This is a genomic window from Lysobacter sp. Soil_C_15 (genome assembly GCF_057657315.1).
In genome coordinates this window covers 748,677-764,896 of the sequence record NZ_JBDGIR010000001.1, presented here as the reverse complement: position 1 = coordinate 764,896, position 16,220 = coordinate 748,677, and the positions used below count along the sequence as shown (strand labels likewise).

General features: G+C 69.6%; 13 protein-coding genes. 5 read left to right on the top strand and 8 right to left on the bottom strand.

Annotation, left to right across the window (positions count from 1 at the left end; translation table 11 throughout):
* The first annotated feature begins 137 nt into the window (after positions 1-137).
* A complete protein-coding gene (locus AC3A57_RS03250; protein WP_487577548.1) occupies positions 138-743 on the top strand; it encodes a trimeric intracellular cation channel family protein in 606 nt (201 codons plus the stop codon).
* A gap of 289 nt (positions 744-1,032) precedes the next feature.
* Here AC3A57_RS03250 and AC3A57_RS03245 read toward each other — a convergent pair whose 3' ends face one another.
* Both AC3A57_RS03245 and AC3A57_RS03240 read right to left on the bottom strand, forming a co-directional pair.
* Positions 1,033-2,697: an MFS transporter gene (locus tag AC3A57_RS03245; protein ID WP_487577547.1), complete on the bottom strand. Its 1,665-nt coding sequence runs from the start codon at positions 2,695-2,697 to the stop codon at positions 1,033-1,035.
* A 106-nt stretch (positions 2,698-2,803) separates the two neighbouring features.
* Positions 2,804-4,153: a DcaP family trimeric outer membrane transporter gene (locus AC3A57_RS03240; RefSeq protein WP_487577546.1), complete on the bottom strand. Its 1,350-nt coding sequence runs from the start codon at positions 4,151-4,153 to the stop codon at positions 2,804-2,806.
* Positions 4,154-4,521: 368 nt separating this feature from the next.
* Between AC3A57_RS03240 and acs the strand changes: the two genes are divergently transcribed.
* Positions 4,522-6,474, top strand: coding sequence for an acetate--CoA ligase (gene acs / locus AC3A57_RS03235; protein ID WP_487577545.1), 1,953 nt, complete (start codon positions 4,522-4,524; stop codon positions 6,472-6,474).
* A 272-nt stretch (positions 6,475-6,746) separates the two neighbouring features.
* On the opposite strand, the gene AC3A57_RS03230 is transcribed toward acs, so the two are convergent.
* The gene (locus AC3A57_RS03230) at positions 6,747-7,130 is read right to left on the bottom strand and encodes an endonuclease domain-containing protein (protein ID WP_487577544.1); all 384 of its coding nucleotides are present in this window, start codon (positions 7,128-7,130) and stop codon (positions 6,747-6,749) included.
* A gap of 117 nt (positions 7,131-7,247) precedes the next feature.
* Here AC3A57_RS03230 and AC3A57_RS03225 point away from each other — a divergent pair, with 117 nt between their 5' ends.
* The 3 genes from AC3A57_RS03225 (at position 7,248) to AC3A57_RS03215 (ending at position 9,791) form a co-directional block, all read left to right on the top strand.
* Positions 7,248-7,916 (top strand): response regulator transcription factor, encoded by a 669-nt coding sequence (locus AC3A57_RS03225; RefSeq protein WP_221670506.1) that lies wholly within the window; start codon positions 7,248-7,250, stop codon positions 7,914-7,916.
* A gap of 61 nt (positions 7,917-7,977) precedes the next feature.
* Entirely contained in the window at positions 7,978-8,652 is a 675-nt protein-coding gene (locus AC3A57_RS03220) for a hypothetical protein (protein WP_487577543.1), read from the top strand.
* A 476-nt stretch (positions 8,653-9,128) separates the two neighbouring features.
* On the top strand, positions 9,129-9,791 hold the full coding sequence (locus tag AC3A57_RS03215) for a 3-keto-disaccharide hydrolase (RefSeq protein WP_487577542.1): 663 nt from the start codon (positions 9,129-9,131) through the stop codon (positions 9,789-9,791).
* 32 nt (positions 9,792-9,823) lie between these two features.
* Here AC3A57_RS03215 and AC3A57_RS03210 read toward each other — a convergent pair whose 3' ends face one another.
* From AC3A57_RS03210 to AC3A57_RS03190, 5 genes are all read right to left on the bottom strand, one after another.
* Positions 9,824-10,087 carry a hypothetical protein gene (locus AC3A57_RS03210; RefSeq protein WP_487577541.1) on the bottom strand — a complete coding sequence of 88 codons (264 nt, stop codon included), beginning with the start codon at positions 10,085-10,087 and terminating at the stop codon, positions 9,824-9,826.
* Positions 10,088-10,105: 18 nt separating this feature from the next.
* A complete protein-coding gene (locus tag AC3A57_RS03205) occupies positions 10,106-10,465 on the bottom strand; it encodes a hypothetical protein (protein ID WP_487577540.1) in 360 nt (119 codons plus the stop codon).
* A complete protein-coding gene (locus tag AC3A57_RS03200; protein WP_487577539.1) occupies positions 10,462-11,172 on the bottom strand; it encodes a hypothetical protein in 711 nt (236 codons plus the stop codon). Before AC3A57_RS03200 ends, AC3A57_RS03205 begins: the two co-directional genes overlap by 4 nt.
* Entirely contained in the window at positions 11,169-12,032 is an 864-nt protein-coding gene (locus tag AC3A57_RS03195; RefSeq protein WP_487577538.1) for a DUF2167 domain-containing protein, read from the bottom strand. Before AC3A57_RS03195 ends, AC3A57_RS03200 begins: the two co-directional genes overlap by 4 nt.
* Positions 12,033-12,171: 139 nt before the next feature.
* Complete coding sequence (locus tag AC3A57_RS03190) at positions 12,172-15,639, bottom strand: hybrid sensor histidine kinase/response regulator (protein WP_487577537.1); 3,468 nt, start codon at positions 15,637-15,639, stop codon at positions 12,172-12,174.
* Between the last annotated feature and the right edge of the window lie 581 nt (positions 15,640-16,220).

The following is a 16,220-nucleotide window of genomic DNA, read 5'->3' as shown; positions in this document are numbered from 1 at the left end:
CGCCGCCGTCGCGCGCGTCGCCCGCCGCACGCCGTCGCCACGCACTCGCGCGGCGACGATCCGCGCCGCGGTGGCCGCGCACTCCGGCGCTTCGCTTCCCGGCCGCGGCTCTCCCGTCCTGCGCCGGAGCACCGCCCGTGTTGTTGTCCCTGATCTACCTCATCGCCATCAGCGCCGAAGCCATGACCGGCGCGCTCGCCGCGGGCAAGCGGCGCATGGACCTGTTCGGCGTGGTCACCATCGCCTGCGTGACCGCGCTCGGCGGCGGCTCGCTGCGCGACATCGTGCTCGGCCACTATCCGCTGGGCTGGGTGCGCCATCCCGAGTATCTGGCCTACACCGTCGGCGCGGCCCTGGCTGCGACCTTCCTGGCCAAGCGCCTGCAGCGCCTGCGCCGCGCCTTCCTGTGGCTGGACGCGTTGGGACTGATCGCCTTCACCCTGATCGGCTGCGCGATCGCGCGCGAGGCCGGCCACGCGCCGGCGATCGTGGTGATCGCCGGCATGCTCACCGGCGCCTTCGGCGGGGTGTTGCGCGACGTGCTGTGCAACGAGATTCCGCTGGTGTTCCAGCGCGAGCTGTATGCGGTGATCGCGCTGCTGACCGGCGTGGCCTATCTGCTGCTGTTGCGGCTGGGCGTGGCCGAGAACGCCGCCGTGCCGATCTGCCTCGGCGGCGGATTCGCCGCGCGCCTGCTGGCGATTCGCTACGAATGGGAGATGCCGAAGTTCGTTCATTCCTGAGCGGGGTCGGGACTCGGGGCTGGGGACTCGGGACTCGAAAGGCTGTGCCGGGCCGCGGCGGGAAGCAACGAGTCGCTTCGCGGTTTTGGCCTGGACGCTGCAAGCGAACCCACCGAGCCAACAGTGGCTATGGACACTCCGAAGCAGCGCTTTTCATACTGACTACGAGTCCCGAGTCCCGAGTCCCGAGTCCCGAGTCCCGAGTCCCGAGTCCCGAGTCCCGCCGCAAGCAAGAACGCCGGCCCAAGGCCGGCGTTCTTGCTCGTGCAGCGCAACCCGGGCAGCGGGCTCAGAGCGTGATATCGCGATCCTTGGTTTCCGGCAGGAACAACGCGCCGATCACCACGGTCATCGCCGCGACCACGATCGGATACCACAGGCCGCTGTAGATATTGCCGGTGGCGGCGACGATGGCGAAGGCGGTGAACGGCAGGAAGCCGCCGAACCAGCCGTTGCCGATGTGGTAGGGCAGCGACATCGAGGTGTAGCGGATCCGGGTCGGGAACAGTTCGACCAGCCAGGCCGCGATCGGGCCATAGACCATGGTCACCAGCAGCACCAGGAAGGTCAGCAGCACGATCACCATCGGCGTGTTGATCTGCGCCGGGTCGGCCGAAGCCGGGTAGCCGGCAGCCTTGAGCGCATCGCCGAGCTGCTTGCCGAACGCGTCGGACTGGGCTTTGAACTCGTCCTTGCTCAGCGACTCGCCCTCGAAGCTGGTCAGGGCGGTGCCGCCGATGCTGACCGTGGCCACGCTGCCGGCCGCGCCGGGCGCGTTCTTGTAGGGAATGCCCTTCTTGGCCAGCGCCGACTTGATGATGTCGCAGGACTGCTTGAAGGTCGCCTTGCCGACCGGGTCGAACTGGAACGCGCAGCGGTCCGGATCGGCGGTGACCACGACCGGCGACGCGGTCACCGCGGCTTCCAGGGCCGGGTTGACGTTATGGGTCAGCGCCTTGAACACCGGGAAGTAGGTCAGCACCGCGATCAGGCAACCGGCCAGCACGATCTTCTTGCGCCCGATCTTGTCCGAGAGCCAGCCGAAGAAGATGAATCCGCCGGTGGCCAGGGCCAGGGCGATGGCGATGTAGATGTCGGCCTGGTTCGGATCCATGCCGAGGGTCTTGGTCAGGAAGAACAGCGAATAGAACTGTCCGCCGTACCACACCACCGCCTGGCCGGCGGTGGCGCCGAGCAGGGCCAGCAGGGCGATCTTGCCGTTCTTGGAGAAGAAGCTCTCGGTGATCGGCGCCTTGGAGGTCTTGCCCTCGGCCTTCATCTGCTGGAACAGCGGCGATTCGGCCAGCTGCATGCGGATCCACACCGACACGCCGAGCAGCAGCACCGAGAACAGGAACGGGATGCGCCAGCCCCAGGCTTCGAAGCTTTCCTTGCCCAGGTAGTTGCGGCAGCCCCAGATCACCAGCAGCGACAGGAACAAACCCAGGGTCGCGGTGGTCTGGATGAAGCTGGTGTACAGGCCGCGCTTGCCGTTGGGCGCATGCTCGGCGACGTAGGTCGCCGCGCCGCCGTACTCGCCGCCCAGCGCCAGACCCTGCAGCAGGCGCAGGGTGATCAGGATGATCGGCGCGGCGATGCCCAGGGTGGCGTAGCTGGGCAGGATGCCGACCACGAAGGTCGCCAGGCCCATGATCACGATGGTGACCAGGAAGGTGTACTTGCGTCCGATCATGTCGCCGAGCCGGCCGAACACCAGCGCGCCGAACGGCCGCACCGCGAAGCCGGCGGCGAAGGCCAGCAGGGCGAAGATGAACTGGCTGGTGTCGTTGAGGCCGCCGAAGAACTGCTTGCCGATGATCACGGCGAGCGAGCCGTACAGGTAGAAGTCGTACCACTCGAACACGGTGCCGAGGCTGGAGGCGAAAATGACCTTGCGGTGGCCCTTGGTCAACGGCGCCGCATGGGACGGAAGGCTGGCGGTGGTGCTGGACATGAGCTGTTCCCCCGAACAGTGGATTGGAGCGGACTAGGGCCCGCCGGGGTCGTAACGGACGCGTCGTCGAACGGTCGCGGCCGGTCCGGCCGCGACCGCGCGATCGTCAGAAGCTGTACTTGACGTGGGTCTGCAGACGGTTGATCTCGCCGCGGTCGCCGGTTTCGATCTCGCGCTGGCCCCAGATGTACTCGGCGCCCAGGTCGAGCTTGGGAATCGGCGTGTAGATCAGGTTGATGTGCGCGGACTGCGCCGACTTGGTGATGCCGCGCCCGGTCAGGGCGGTGTCGTTGTCGTACTCGGCGCGCGAGTAGAACAGGTTGCCGCGCAGCTTCGGGCTGAACACGTGGCGCCAGCCGACGAAGCCGGAGATCAGGTCGATGTTCTCCAGATCGCCGCTGGCGTCGAGCACCGCGTCGTTGCTCAGCGCCAGGCCGACGTAGCGGCCGATGCCGCTGCCGGCGGTGACCATGTAGCGCAGATCGTCGTTGGCGCCGACGTTCCACTTGCCCGACACGCTGACGCCGTAGCCGGTGTTGGTGTCGTTGGCGCGGCCGGTCTGGTACTTGAGCTGGCGCGCCAGGGCGCCGACGCTGAAATGGCCCCAGTCGCCCTTGGCGGTATAGCGCGCGGTCACGTCCGGCACCGCGCCGTCGTCGCCGGCGATCTGGGCCATGTTGCCGCGGAACGGGGTGTAGACCGTCTCCGGATTCTCGATCGAGAACGACCACGGGCCGCTGGTGTAGCGCAGTTGCGCCTGGCGTACGAACACCGTGCCCTCGGTGGGGCCGAGGAAGTCGACCGTGTCCGGCAGCGCCGCGGTGTCCTGGAAGTTCGACCAAGCCTGGCCGGCCAGCCACTTGTTCCAGGTCACGTAGGCCTGGCGCAGGGTCAGCGCATAGGTGTTGGTGGCGACCTCGCTGCCGGTGAAGGCGGTGCTGCCGCCGCCGTAGAGATCGAATTCCAGATAGCCCTTGAGCTTGTCGCCGCTCTCCAGGTCGGTGTCGGCGGCGAACCAGAAGCGCGAGAAGTTGGCGCCCATGTCGGTGTCGCTGCCGCCCTCGCGGGTGGCCGCGCCGCCGACCGGAATCGCCTTGGGCACGTAGAACAGGCGTCCGACCGAGCCGTCGGCGATGTCGCCGTCGTTGGTCTGGGTGACCGAGGCATCGAGCTTGATGAAACCGCCGTAGCTGAAACGCGTGCCGGGATTGGCCGAGGGACTGATCGTGCTCGACTGGATGGGGTTCTTGGCCGGCGCTGCTGCGATCGCCGCCGGCGCCGCGGCCTGGGCGGCCTTGACCTCGGTGACCTGGGTCTGGACCTGTTGCTGCTGCGACACCAACTGCTGGACCATGCGCTCCAGTTCGGCGACGCGCGCTTCCAGTTCCTTCTCCTTCGCGGTCTGGGCGAAGGCCAGACCCGGCAGCGCGAGCGCGACCAGCAGCGCCGCGGCCAACGGCCGCCGCCGCGCTGGCGCGCGATGTAGTGCGATTTGGGCAGAACTCCCCATGTACATCGTGACTCCCTCCCGAGATTGCCGCCGGTGCAGACGGTCGCGGCCAGCCTGCGCGCGGCTCCGGCGAGGCAACCATTCGCCTTTGGTCGTAACACGACGCAGTCAGCAAACCATTTACGACCAAGGTCTAAACCGTTGTCGCAGCGGCGCAGGTGCTGAATGCGGCAAACTGGCGGCCCTCGCGCGCACGCGCGAAGAGGGGGCCGCGACGAGCGCCGCGGCACCCGACCGGCCGGGCAAGACACGATCCGCGCCGGGTCGGCTATAACGCTCGTCTACGTCGTCACCGCCTGCCTTTCGGAGCCCCCATGAGCCACCCCGCCAGCGTCTACCCGATCGATGCCGACTTCGCCGCGAAGTCGCGCTACCGGCGCGAGGACTATCAGCGCCTGTACGCCGAGTCGGTGAACGACCCCGAGGGTTTCTGGGGGCGCGTCGCCCAGCGCCTGGACTGGTTCAAGGCGCCGACCAAGATCAAGAACGTCAGCTACGACCTCGCCGATTTCCGCATCAAGTGGTACGAGGACGGCGAACTCAACGCCAGCGTCAACTGCCTGGACCGGCATCTGGCCCAGCGCGGCGACAAGACCGCGCTGCTGTTCGAGCACGACGACCCGAACCTGCCGGCCGAGCGGATCAGCTACCGCGAGCTGCACGCGCGGGTCTGCCGCCTGGCCAACGCCCTGCGCAAGCTCGGCGTGGGCAAGGGCGACCGCATCACCATCTATCTGCCGATGATTCCCGAAGCGGTGGTGGCGATGCTGGCCTGCGCCCGGGTCGGCGCGATCCACTCGGTGGTGTTCGGCGGCTTCGCCCCGAACTCGATCGCCGACCGCATCGCCGACTGCGCCAGCAAGCTGGTCATCACTTCCGACGAAGGCCTGCGCGGCGGCAAGAAGATTCCGCTCAAGGCCAACGTCGACGCGGCGTTGAAGCTGCCCGGCACCAACTCGGTCGAGACCGTGCTGGTGGTGCGCCACACCGGCGCCGCGGTCGACATGCAGATGCCGCGCGACCGCTGGTACGACGCGGTCGTGGAAGGTCAGCCCGACAGCTGCGAGCCGGAGCGCATGAACGCGGAAGATCCGCTGTTCATCCTCTACACCTCCGGCAGCACCGGCAAACCCAAGGGCGTGCTGCACACCACCGGCGGCTACCTGACCTACGCCAGCTTCACCCACGAGGCGGTGTTCGACCTGCGCGAGGACGACGTCTACTGGTGCACCGCCGATGTCGGCTGGGTCACCGGCCACAGCTACATCGTCTACGGCCCGCTCGCCAACGGCGCCACTGCGCTGGTGTTCGAAGGCGTGCCGAACTACCCGGACGTGTCGCGGTTCTGGAACGTCATCGACAAGCACCAGGTGACGATCTTCTACACCGCACCGACCGCGATCCGCGCGCTGATGCGCGACGGCGACGAGCCGGTCAAGAAGACTTCGCGCAGTTCGCTGCGCCTGCTCGGCACGGTCGGCGAACCGATCAACCCCGAGGCCTGGCGTTGGTACTTTGATGTGGTCGGCGATGCGCGCTGCCCGATCGTCGACACTTGGTGGCAGACCGAGACCGGCGGCATCCTGATCACCCCGCTGGCCGGCGCGACCGATCTCAAGCCCGGTTCGGCGACCCAGCCGTTCTTCGGCGTACAGCCGGCCCTGGTCGACGCCAACGGCGGCGTGCTCGAAGGCGAGGCCGAGGGCAACCTGGTGCTGACCGATTCCTGGCCGGGCCAGATGCGCACCGTGTACGGCGACCATGCGCGCTTCATCGAGACCTATTTCAAGACCTACCCGGGCAACTACTTCACCGGCGACGGCTGCCGCCGCGACGCCGACGGCTACTACTGGATCACCGGCCGGGTCGACGACGTCATCAACGTCAGCGGCCACCGCATCGGCACCGCAGAAGTCGAGAGCGCGCTGGTCTCGCACCCCAAGGTCGCCGAAGCGGCGGTGGTCGGTTTCCCGCACGACCTCAAGGGCCAGGGCATCTACGCCTACGTGACCCTGATCGCCGGCGAAGCGTCCAGCGAGGACCTGCGCAAGGAACTGGTGGCCTGGGTGCGCAAGGAAATCGGCCCGATCGCCACCCCGGACCATCTGCAGTGGGCGCCGGGCCTGCCGAAGACGCGCTCGGGCAAGATCATGCGCCGCATCCTGCGCAAGATCGCCGAGAACGCGCCGGACCAACTGGGCGACACCAGCACGCTGGCCGATCCGTCGGTGGTCGAGAACCTGGTCAGCGAGCGGTTGGGGCGGTGAGGTAGGGCTTTAGCAAGGCAAGGGCAACAGCAACAGCAACAGCAAATCCCCCCCTGGCCCCCCTTTTTCAAAGGGGGGGATCGGTAGGTTGGGACGTTAAGTGCTCGTAGTCTGCTGGGTCCGCTATCCGCTATCCGCTATCCGCTATCGGCTATCGGCTATCGGCTATCGGGCATCGGCTGTCGGCTGTCAGCCGCCGCAATGAGTGCTGCCGTCGCTGTTGCTGTTCCCCCCTTTGAAAAAGGGGGGCAGGGGGAATTTGCTCTTGGCTCTCAGCTTCTGGTTCCCGCCCTCTCCGCCAGCCGCCGTTGCATCACCCGATAAATCTCCTCCATCACCGCCGTCGTCTCCTTGAGCACCTGCAGATTGTCGAACCGGATCACTCGCAGCCCCAGCGCCTCCAGATCCGCAGTGCGTCTCGCGTCGGCGGCCAAACCCGACGCAGTCGCGTGCTGGGATCCGTCCACTTCGATCACCAGCCCCGCCGCAGGCGCGTAAAAATCCGTCACATACCCCAGCAATGGCTTCTGCCGATACACCTGAACGTCCAACACTTGCCTGCGCCGCAGCCGTTGCCACAGCCGCGGCTCGGCCGCGCTGAGCCCCCCGCGCAAGCGCCGGGCCGGGGTTGTGAGACGGGGTTCATACGGTTGCACACCTGCACTTCACCCGACTTCACCCATCGTCCAATAGCGGACGAGCCCCCGACAGGACGTAAGATTCCTCCCATGCACGTCGTCCGCAGCGCCGCACCCCAGCCCAGGCCCTCCCTCATGCCGACCCTGCTGATCGCCGACGACCATCCGCTGTTCCGCGAAGCCCTGCGCGGTGCGGTCGCCCGCGTTCTGCCCGACGCCGCCCTGCGCGAGGCCGATAACGTCGACGCGCTGTACGCCCTGGTCGAAGCCGAATCCGACGCCGACCTGTTGCTGCTCGACTTGAACATGCCCGGCGCGCAGGGCTTCAGCGCCCTGGTGCATTTGCGCGCGCTGCACCCGCAGTTGCCGATCGTGGTGGTGTCGGCGCGCGAAGAGCCGGCGACGATGCGCCGTGCGCTCGATCACGGCGCGGTCGGCTTCATCCCCAAATCGGTCGATGCCGCGACCCTGGGCGAAGCCTTGACCACCGTGCTCGACGGCGATCGCTGGGCGCCGGCCGCGGCGATCGCCGCGCCGGCCGCCAATGCCGAAGAGCACGATGCCGCGCACCGACTGCGCGACCTCACCCCGCAGCAGTTCCGCGTGCTGCAGATGCTCGGCGCCGGCCTGCTCAACAAGCAGATCGGCTACGAGCTGGGCGTGTCCGAGGCCACGGTCAAGGCCCACGTCACCGCGATCCTGCGCAAGCTCGGCGCCAACAACCGCACCCAGGCGGTGCTGATCGCCGGCCGCCTGGCCCTGGATCCGGGCGCGATCGTGCCGCCGCCGGAAGAGGCGGACTAGGCAGGCGCGCCGCTGAGCGTGCGCGTGTCCGGCCGACGGCCGGTTGCGCCGACGCGGCGCTTTGCCCGATCGACGCGCATCCGCGAGCCGCGCCGATCCGTACAATCTCCCCATCGCCGCGCGACGGCGGCCGGCCCTGCGGCTTGCTGCGGCGGCGCGAGGGGGACGAATGGCGACGACATGCGCACGCCTGCGCGACAGGCGCAGGCTGCTACTGCGGATCGCGGCGATCTTCGCGGGTCTGGGCTTTTGTATCGGCCAGGCATCGGCGCAATCCGCCGCTGCCGACGACTGCACGTTCGACCAGCAAGCGCAGACGCAGCGCCTGCGCGAAGCCGCGGCGCGCCAGCGCGGCGGCCGGCTCGGTGCGGACGGGAACACGGCGACCTGGCGAGCGCGCAACGGCGACACGGTCCGCGTGGCCTACGGCGGCTGCGCCGATCTGGGCACCACGGTGAGCCTGCGCTATGCCATGGCGCGCCGCGCGCCCTCGGCCAAGGAGGCGATCGGGCGATTGCTGGCGGCGATCGAAATCTATTGGTCGCCGGCCGAGGCCGCGTACGTCGGCAAGGCGATCCGCGCTGCGCAAGACCGATCTGCGCAGGACCCGGCCGCGCACGGCGAGGCCGGCACGGTCGTCATCGTCGGGCCGCTGGAACCCGGGCCGGGCTTTTCGTTCGGCTTCGAACTGCGCCTGACGCCGGAGCAGGCCTCGGTGTCCTGGCAGGGCGGCTGAGCGCAGCCAAACGCAGCCGCGCCGGCTGACTGCGGCCCGCGGCAAGGCAAACGGAAGTGGACGCCGGCGCTTGAGGTCCCTGCGGTCGATTCGTCGCTATCCGTCGCAACGCGAAGTGGCCAGGCATCCGCGGCTAATGGTGCGGATGCCCGGCGGCGATCTCAAGGCCGAAAACGCCCGCCGCCATGCAGGGTTCAGCTCGCCGGTGAACGGTTCAGCTGCGGCCGGCGTTTATCGGGCGAGCGGCCAGACTAGCGGCCGGGCTGCGCTGCCGGCCCGCGCGCCGTGCGCGCCGACGACGAAACGGGTCGCGCGCTGCCGACTGCGACGGACTGGTTACGACCGCGATGCCTAGCGCGCGCCACGCACTTGTCCGGCAGCCGCAACGCAGCGAGGATGATTCCTCGCTCCCGCTTGCTTCTTTCGAGGCGCCCGTGCATCGCTGCTTGCTTGCCGCATCGATTCTTGCCCTGGGCTTGGCCACCGTCGTCGCGGGCGAGGGCCCGCGCGCGGCAGGCGCCGAATCGCACGACCGGCGTTTCGAAACCTTGTTCGACGGACGCAGCCTGCGCGGCTGGCACAACTACGGCCGTCGCGGCCAGCCGGTGCGCGGCTGGAACGTGGTCGACGGCGCCCTGATGCGCAGCGGCGAGGGCGGCGACCTGGTCAGCGACCGCGACTACGCCGACTTCGAGCTGCGCCTGGAGTGGAAGATCGCCGCCGGCGGCAACAGCGGCATCTTCTACCGCGCGGTCGAAAGCGCCCAGCCGATCTACCGCAGCGCGCCCGAGTACCAGGTGCTGGACGACCGCCGCCATCCCGACGCGGCCAACGGTCCCGACCGCCACGCCGGCGCCTTGTACGGTCTTTATCCGCCGAGCCGGGACGATGCGGCGAAACCGGCCGGGCAATGGAACCGCAGCCGCATCGTCGTGCGCGGCGACGCGGCCGAGCACTGGCTGAACGACACCCGCGTCGCCGCGTTCCGGATCGGCTCGCCGGACTGGAACGCGCGCCTGGCGCGCAGCAAGTTCAAGGACTGGCCCGAATTCGCCGCCGCGCGCCGCGGCGCGATCGGCCTGCAGGACCACGGCGACGAAGTGGCGTACCGCAACATCCGGATCCGCGCTTTGCCCTGAGGCGCGGTCTGCGGTGCTGATGGCCGGCGGCGTCAGTCGCGCAGGACGATGCCGCCGACCCGGCGCTGCAGTTCGCGCAGCACGTCGACGACCTCGTCGTCTCGGTAGCAATGGCGGCCGCTGATATCGGCTTGCACGTGCAGCACGTTGCGTTCCTCGCCGATGTACAGATACGCGATGGGATCGCCGGGCGCGTGCCAGAGGATCCACGGATGGGTCTGTCCCGGCAGCAGCCCGCTCAATGCCGCCTCGGTGTCGGCGCGGCCGCGAACGCGTTCCAGAAAATACGATTTCATCCGTGCGGCACCACGGATTTACGCATCGGCATCGTCGCCGCCATTTCCGCGCCCCAGCCCCAGCTCGCGCATCGCCGCCGCATAGGCGCGGTCGATCTGGATGATGCGCAGCTGGGCCCGACGGCGTGCGTCGCGACCGAGCGCGACGAGGCGTTCGGGCGAGTATTCGTCGCGCTTGGCCCGATAAGCCGCGTCGACGGTGCTGCGGTCCGCGTCGGCGTGGGTGCCGAGCACCTGGTGCCAGGGCGGGTCCGGCTCGAACAGGGCCGGGCCGGGCGCGGGTTCGCCGCGATCGCGCAGCAGCGGCCAGACCACCGAAACCAGCCAGTAGCCCAGGACCAGGCCACCGACGACGACGATGAATTCGCTAGAGGTCATCGCAAACGCTCCCAACGTTGCCGAGCGGCGAGCAGGGGCGCGCCGTCGCCATGGAAATCCATCGCCATCGCCAGTCGCTCGCCGACCTGGTCGGCCAGCGGCCGCCGCTGCGGCGGGGCGAGCAACCGCCGCGCCGCCTCGACGGCATCGCCACGCAGGCCGCGCCTGGCGCACAACCGGCGCACGACATTGACCGCGTGCGGCGGGCAGCACAGCAATTCGAACCCCAGCGACAGCGCCTGGCGGCCGCTCAGCTCCATCACGTCGCGGTAGCGCCACAGGCGCAGGCCGATCAGCAAGGTGGTGGCGTAGATGCCCACGGCCAAGGCCAGCATCGCCAGCGGGTGCGGAAACCGCCACAGCAGCAGCGGCAGAGCCAGGAACAGCAGGCACGACAACAGCAGGCAGTGGATGCGGAAGCCGCGCAGCGCGGCGACGAAATGGGCCAAGCCGGGCCAATGCTCGCGCGCCGCGGGCGCGTCGCCGCGCAGCCAGCTGCTGCGGAACACGGCGGCGTCGGGGCGCAGCGGGTTGGGCAGGTACAGATAGCGCCCGCCGGTCTGCGCGGCCGAACCGACCGACGCGGCCCAGCCGCGGCCGCGCTGCACCACGACGATCTCGTCGTAGTGCAGCAGCATCGCAGAATCCTGCAGGTAGAACCCGATCACGCCGAGCACCAGCAGCAGCTCGACCGAGGGCAGGTTCATTCCTGCGACGAGTCCTTCTTGCGCCCGAACAGCTTGGCGATCGCGCCGCCGATCGCGACCAGGCCGACCAGGACCAGCTTCCAGGCCTTGACCAGGAACAGGCCGATCGCGGCGAAGACGCCCTTCTTGCTCGCCACCGCGGCGGCGCCGCCGGTGATCAGCGCGGCCAGGCCGAACTCGGCGACGTGGTCGCCGGGCTTGAACTCGCTGTACTTCTCGCCGTCGTTGAAGGCGTAGCCGGGAACCAGCTGTTTGAACTGGCCGACGGCCTGGTCGAGGCCGGCCGCGTCGGCGACCAGGATCGCCTCGGTGACGCCGTGGCGGCCGAGCAGGCGGGTGTTGTAGTTGACGATCTTGTCCGGCGAGTCGGAAGTCGAGGCCAGCACCGCCCATTCCAGGTTGTGGCTGGTCTTGTCGTATTGGGGTTTGACGCTCCAGCCTTCGATCTTCATCGTCTCCCAGCCGCGCTTGCGGCGCTCGACGTTGCCTTCCTCGGTGCCTTCGCGGATCGAGTCGAGGATGGCGTCGGCATCCAGCGACTCTTCGTCCTTGACGTAGCCGATGTCGTTGTAGTGGAAAAAGGAAAACCACTCCATGCTCTTGGGCGCGAGGGTGTACTCGTCGGTGTCGGTCGGCGGGTTGTGCAACAGCTCGTTGAGCTTGCGGGTGCCGGCGGCATCGAGGAAAGCGTAGCCGTCGGGCACCTGGATGGTCGCCTTGTCGGCGATCGCGCCGCGGGTCGGGCCGAGCTTCCAGGCCAGGTTGGCGACCGCATCGGCGCCGGAATCCTGGGCGGCGATGGGCAAGGCGGTGCCGGCCAGCGCGAACGCGGCCAGGACGCAAAGCAAGCGTCTGCGCATGATGATGTTGTCCCCTGTCGAAACGTCCGTGATGGGACGCCGTCGGGCATGCCGCCGCGCCGGCCCGCGATCGCGTCCCTGGATGGCGCGGGTGCGGCCAGCTTAGGTGACCCGGGTCACGTCGGCAATGTGGGCGCGGTCAGGCTTGCGGCGCCTGCCGCTGCGCCGCCAGGAACGCGCGCAGCGAGGCCGGCTTGATCGGCTTGGTCAGCACCCGGCAGCCGCGTTCGCGCGCGGCCAGCTTGAGCGCGTCGCTGCCGTCGCCGGTCAGCAGCGCCGCCGGCAGCGGCGCGCCGAGGCGTTCTCGCAGGGCGTCGATCGCGGCCAGGCCGTCGAGGCGATCGTGCAGGTGGTAGTCGACCAGGGCCACGTCGGGTTTCTGCTCGAGCAAGGCCAGGGCGTCGTCGACGGTGGCGGCGAGCAGGGCGTTGGCGCCCCAGCGGTCGAGCAGTGCGCGCATGCCGTCGAGGATCTCGCGGTCGTTGTCGATGCACAGCACGCGCAGGCCGGCCAGCGAGTCGCCCAGCGCGGCGTGGGCGTTGCCGGCGGCGACCGCGGCGCGCGGCGTCTGGCCGCAGGGCACGGCGATCGAGAACACGCTGCCCTGGCCGATCTGCGAGCGCACCCGCAAAGGGTGGTCGAGGGTGCGGGCGATGCGTTGGCAGATCGACAGGCCCAGGCCGAGGCCGCGTTCGCCGCCGCCGCCGGGCTGATCGAAGCGGCGGAACTCGTCGAAGATCTGCTCCAGGTGATGCTCGGGGATGCCGGGGCCGGTGTCCCAGACCTGCAGTTCGACATCGCCCGGCCGGGACGGGTCGGCGCTGGGCCGCGCGCGCGCGGCCATCAGCACACCGCCCTCGCGGGTGTAGCGCAAGGCGTTGGCGAGGAAGTTCTGCAGCGCGCGGCGCAACAGGCGGCGGTCGCTGCGCACCGGCATCGAATCCTGGGCGGTGCGCACGCGCAGTTCCAGGCCGCGGCCGGCGGCGCTGGGCGCGTACTGCGCGGCCAGTTCGCGCAGCAGTTCGCCGGCGTCGAAGTCGCTGAGCTCCGGGCGCAGGGCGCCGGCGTCCAGGCGCGAGATGTCGAGCAGGCCGTCGAGCAGGTCCTCGGCGGCGCGCAACGAGGCATCGACGCGTTCGGCCAGGCGCCGCTGCTCGGCGGGGTCGGCGCTCTCGCGCAGAGCGGTGGTGAACAGGCGTGCGGCGTTGAGCGGCTGCAGCACGTCGTGGCTGACCGCGGCCAGGAAGCGGGTCTTGGACTGCTGCGCCGACTCGGCCTCCTGGGTGCGCTGTTCGACGCGCTGCTCCAGGGTCTCGTTGGCCTCGCGCAGCGCCTGTTCGGCGCGCTTGTAGTCGGTGACGTCGCTGTAGCTGGTGACGTAGCCGCCGCCGACCAGCGGCCGGCCGACCATCTCGATCACCTGGCCGCTGGCGCGCACGCGCTCGAACACGTGCGGCGCGCCGGCGCGCAGGTGGGCGAGGCGGCGCCGCACCTGCTCGTCGATGTCGCCGGGGCCGAGTTCGCCGCGCTCGGCGTTCCAGCGGATCAGGTCGCTGACCGGCCGGCCGACGTAGAGCATGCCGTCGGGGTAGTCGAGCAGTTCCTGGTAGCGCCGGTTCCAGGCCACCAGTCGCATCTCCGGATCGACCACGCTGACCCCCTGGCTGATGTTCTCCAGGGTGGTCGAGAGCACCTGGCGGTTGAAGCGCAGTTCCTGGTTGGCCTCGTCGAGCAGCGCCACCACTTCGCCCAGCTCCATGCCCGAGCCGCGCAGCGCGCTGGTCAGGGTCAGGCGCGCCGAGGCGGCGCCGATCGCCGCGGCCAGCAGGCGCTCGGTGAACTGGGCCAGGGCGCGGTCGGCCAGTTGTTCGGGCTGCCATTCGCGGCCCTGCTGCTGGGCGTAGTCCTCGAACGCGCGGCGGGCGTGGCGCTCGCCGACGATGCGCTCGGCCAGGGCCAACAGGTCGCCGCTGCGCACGCTGCCGGCCCAGCCGCCGGGGCCCAGCGCCGGGCGGCGCACGTAGGGGTCGAGGAACGGCGCGGCCAGCAGTTGCTCCTGCAGCCGCGGCCGTTGCCGCGCGGAAACGAACAGGAAGGCGCCGATGTTGGCCAGCAGCGACCAGAAGGTGCCGTGGGTCAGCCCGTCCCAGCCGACCAGGCCGAACAGTTGTTCCGGACGCAGCCAGGCGATGCCGAGCGGGCCGGTCGGCAGCCAGTCGCCGCCGATCCAGCCGCCGCGTGCCAGCGCCGGCAGCAGCAGGGTGTAGGTCCACACCGACGCGCCGGCGATCAGGCCGGCCAGCGCGCCGGCGCGGCTGGCGCCGCGCCAGTACAGCCCGCCGATCAGCGCCGGCGCGAACTGGGCGACCGCGGCGAAGGCGAGCAGGCCGTGCTGGGCCAGGCCGTTGGCGCCGAGCGAGCCGCGGTGATAGGCATAGGCCATCAATGCCAGCACGACGATGGTCAGGCGGCGCACCCACAGCACCTGGCGATCGAGGCCGGCGCTGTCGCGCAACGCGCCGCTGCGCAGCAGCAGCGGCACGATCAGGTCGTTGCTGACCATCGTCGACAAGGCGACGCTGGAAACGATGACCATGCCGGTCGCGGCCGAAAAGCCGCCGATGTACACCACCAGCGCCAGCGCCTGGCGATCCAGTTGCAGCGGCAGCGCCAGCACGTAGGTGTCGGGCGAGACGCCGCTGGAAGCCAGCAGCGATTCGCCGGTGAGGGTGATCGGCACCACCAGCAGGGTGATCAGCAGCAGATAGCCGCCGAACAGCCAGCGCGCCGGGCGCAGGTCGTTGGGGTCCTGGCACTCGACCACAGCGACGTGGAACTGGCGCGGCAGGCAGACGATCGCGGTGAAGGCGAGCAGGGTCTGGGTGACGAAGCCGGCCGGCAAGCCGGGCTGGATCACGATGTGGGCGGCATCGCCGATGCGCTGGGCCAGGCTGCCGTCGCCGGGCAGGTGGATCAGCGCGAACACGCCGATGGCGATGAAGGCCAGCAGCTTGACCAGCGATTCCAGCGCCACCGCCAGGACCATGCCGTGGTGGTGCTCGGTGGCGTCGATGCGGCGGGTGCCGAACAGGATCGCGAACACCGCCAGCATCATCGCCACGTAGAACGCCGGGTCGGCGAGCAAGCCGCGATCGGCCGGCACTCCGGCCAGCACCTCCACGCTCATCGCCACTGCCTTGAACTGCAGCGCCACGTACGGCACCGCCGCGGTCAGCGCGACCGCCGCGACCAGTGCGGCCAGCCCGGGCGCGCGGCCGTAGCGCGAGGACAGGAAGTCGGCGATCGAGACGATGCGGTGCTCGCCGGAGATCAGCACCAGGCGTTCGAGGATGCGCCAGCCGAAGGCCAGCATCAGCAGCGGGCCGAGATAGATCGGCAGGAAGCCCAGGCCGGTGCGCGAGGCGGTGCCGACCGCGCCGTAGAAGGTCCACGAAGAGCAGTACACCGCCAGCGCCAGCGAGTAGACGGCCGTGCGCAGCCAGCGCGCGCGCGGCGTGCGTTCGCTCTGGTCGCCGTAGTAGGCGACCGCGAACAGCAGGCCGACGTAGCCGGCCGATACCAACAGCAGGATCCAGCCTGGGATCAAGGACGCGGCGCCGGGGTGGATGGACCGGCCGAGTGTACGGCTTCGCTGCCGCAAGCGGGCCGGGGCGGGAATGCGACTTTGGGCGCGCGGTTGGGCGGCTTGGGGCCGGTATGAGGCCAGGTGAGTTTGTCGCCGCCGGGGGTCGACCTTGGCGACTGCTCCAAGCCGTAATCCCCGCGCAGGCGGGCATCCACAGACTTCAGCGCCCTGCCTGGATGAAGCCCTGGATCCCCGCTTTCGCGGCGATGACGGCAGGTGAGTTACGCCGCGGTCGTGGCGGGTGTAGGCGAGTCCCCCAAGCCGCCAGGCCCGCGCAGGCGGGCATCCACAGACTTCAGCGTCATGCCTCGACGAATCCCTGGATCCCCGCTTTCGTGGGGATGACGGCAGATGAGTTCCGCCGCGGTCGTGGATGGCGTTGGCGAGTCCCCCAAGCCGTCATGCCCGCGCAGGCGGGCATCCACAGACTTCAGCGTCATGCCTCGACGAATCCCTGGATCCCCGCTTTCGCGGGGATGACGGCAGGTGAGTTCCGCCGCGGTCGTGGAGGGTGTTGGCGAGTCCCCCCAAGCCGTCATGCC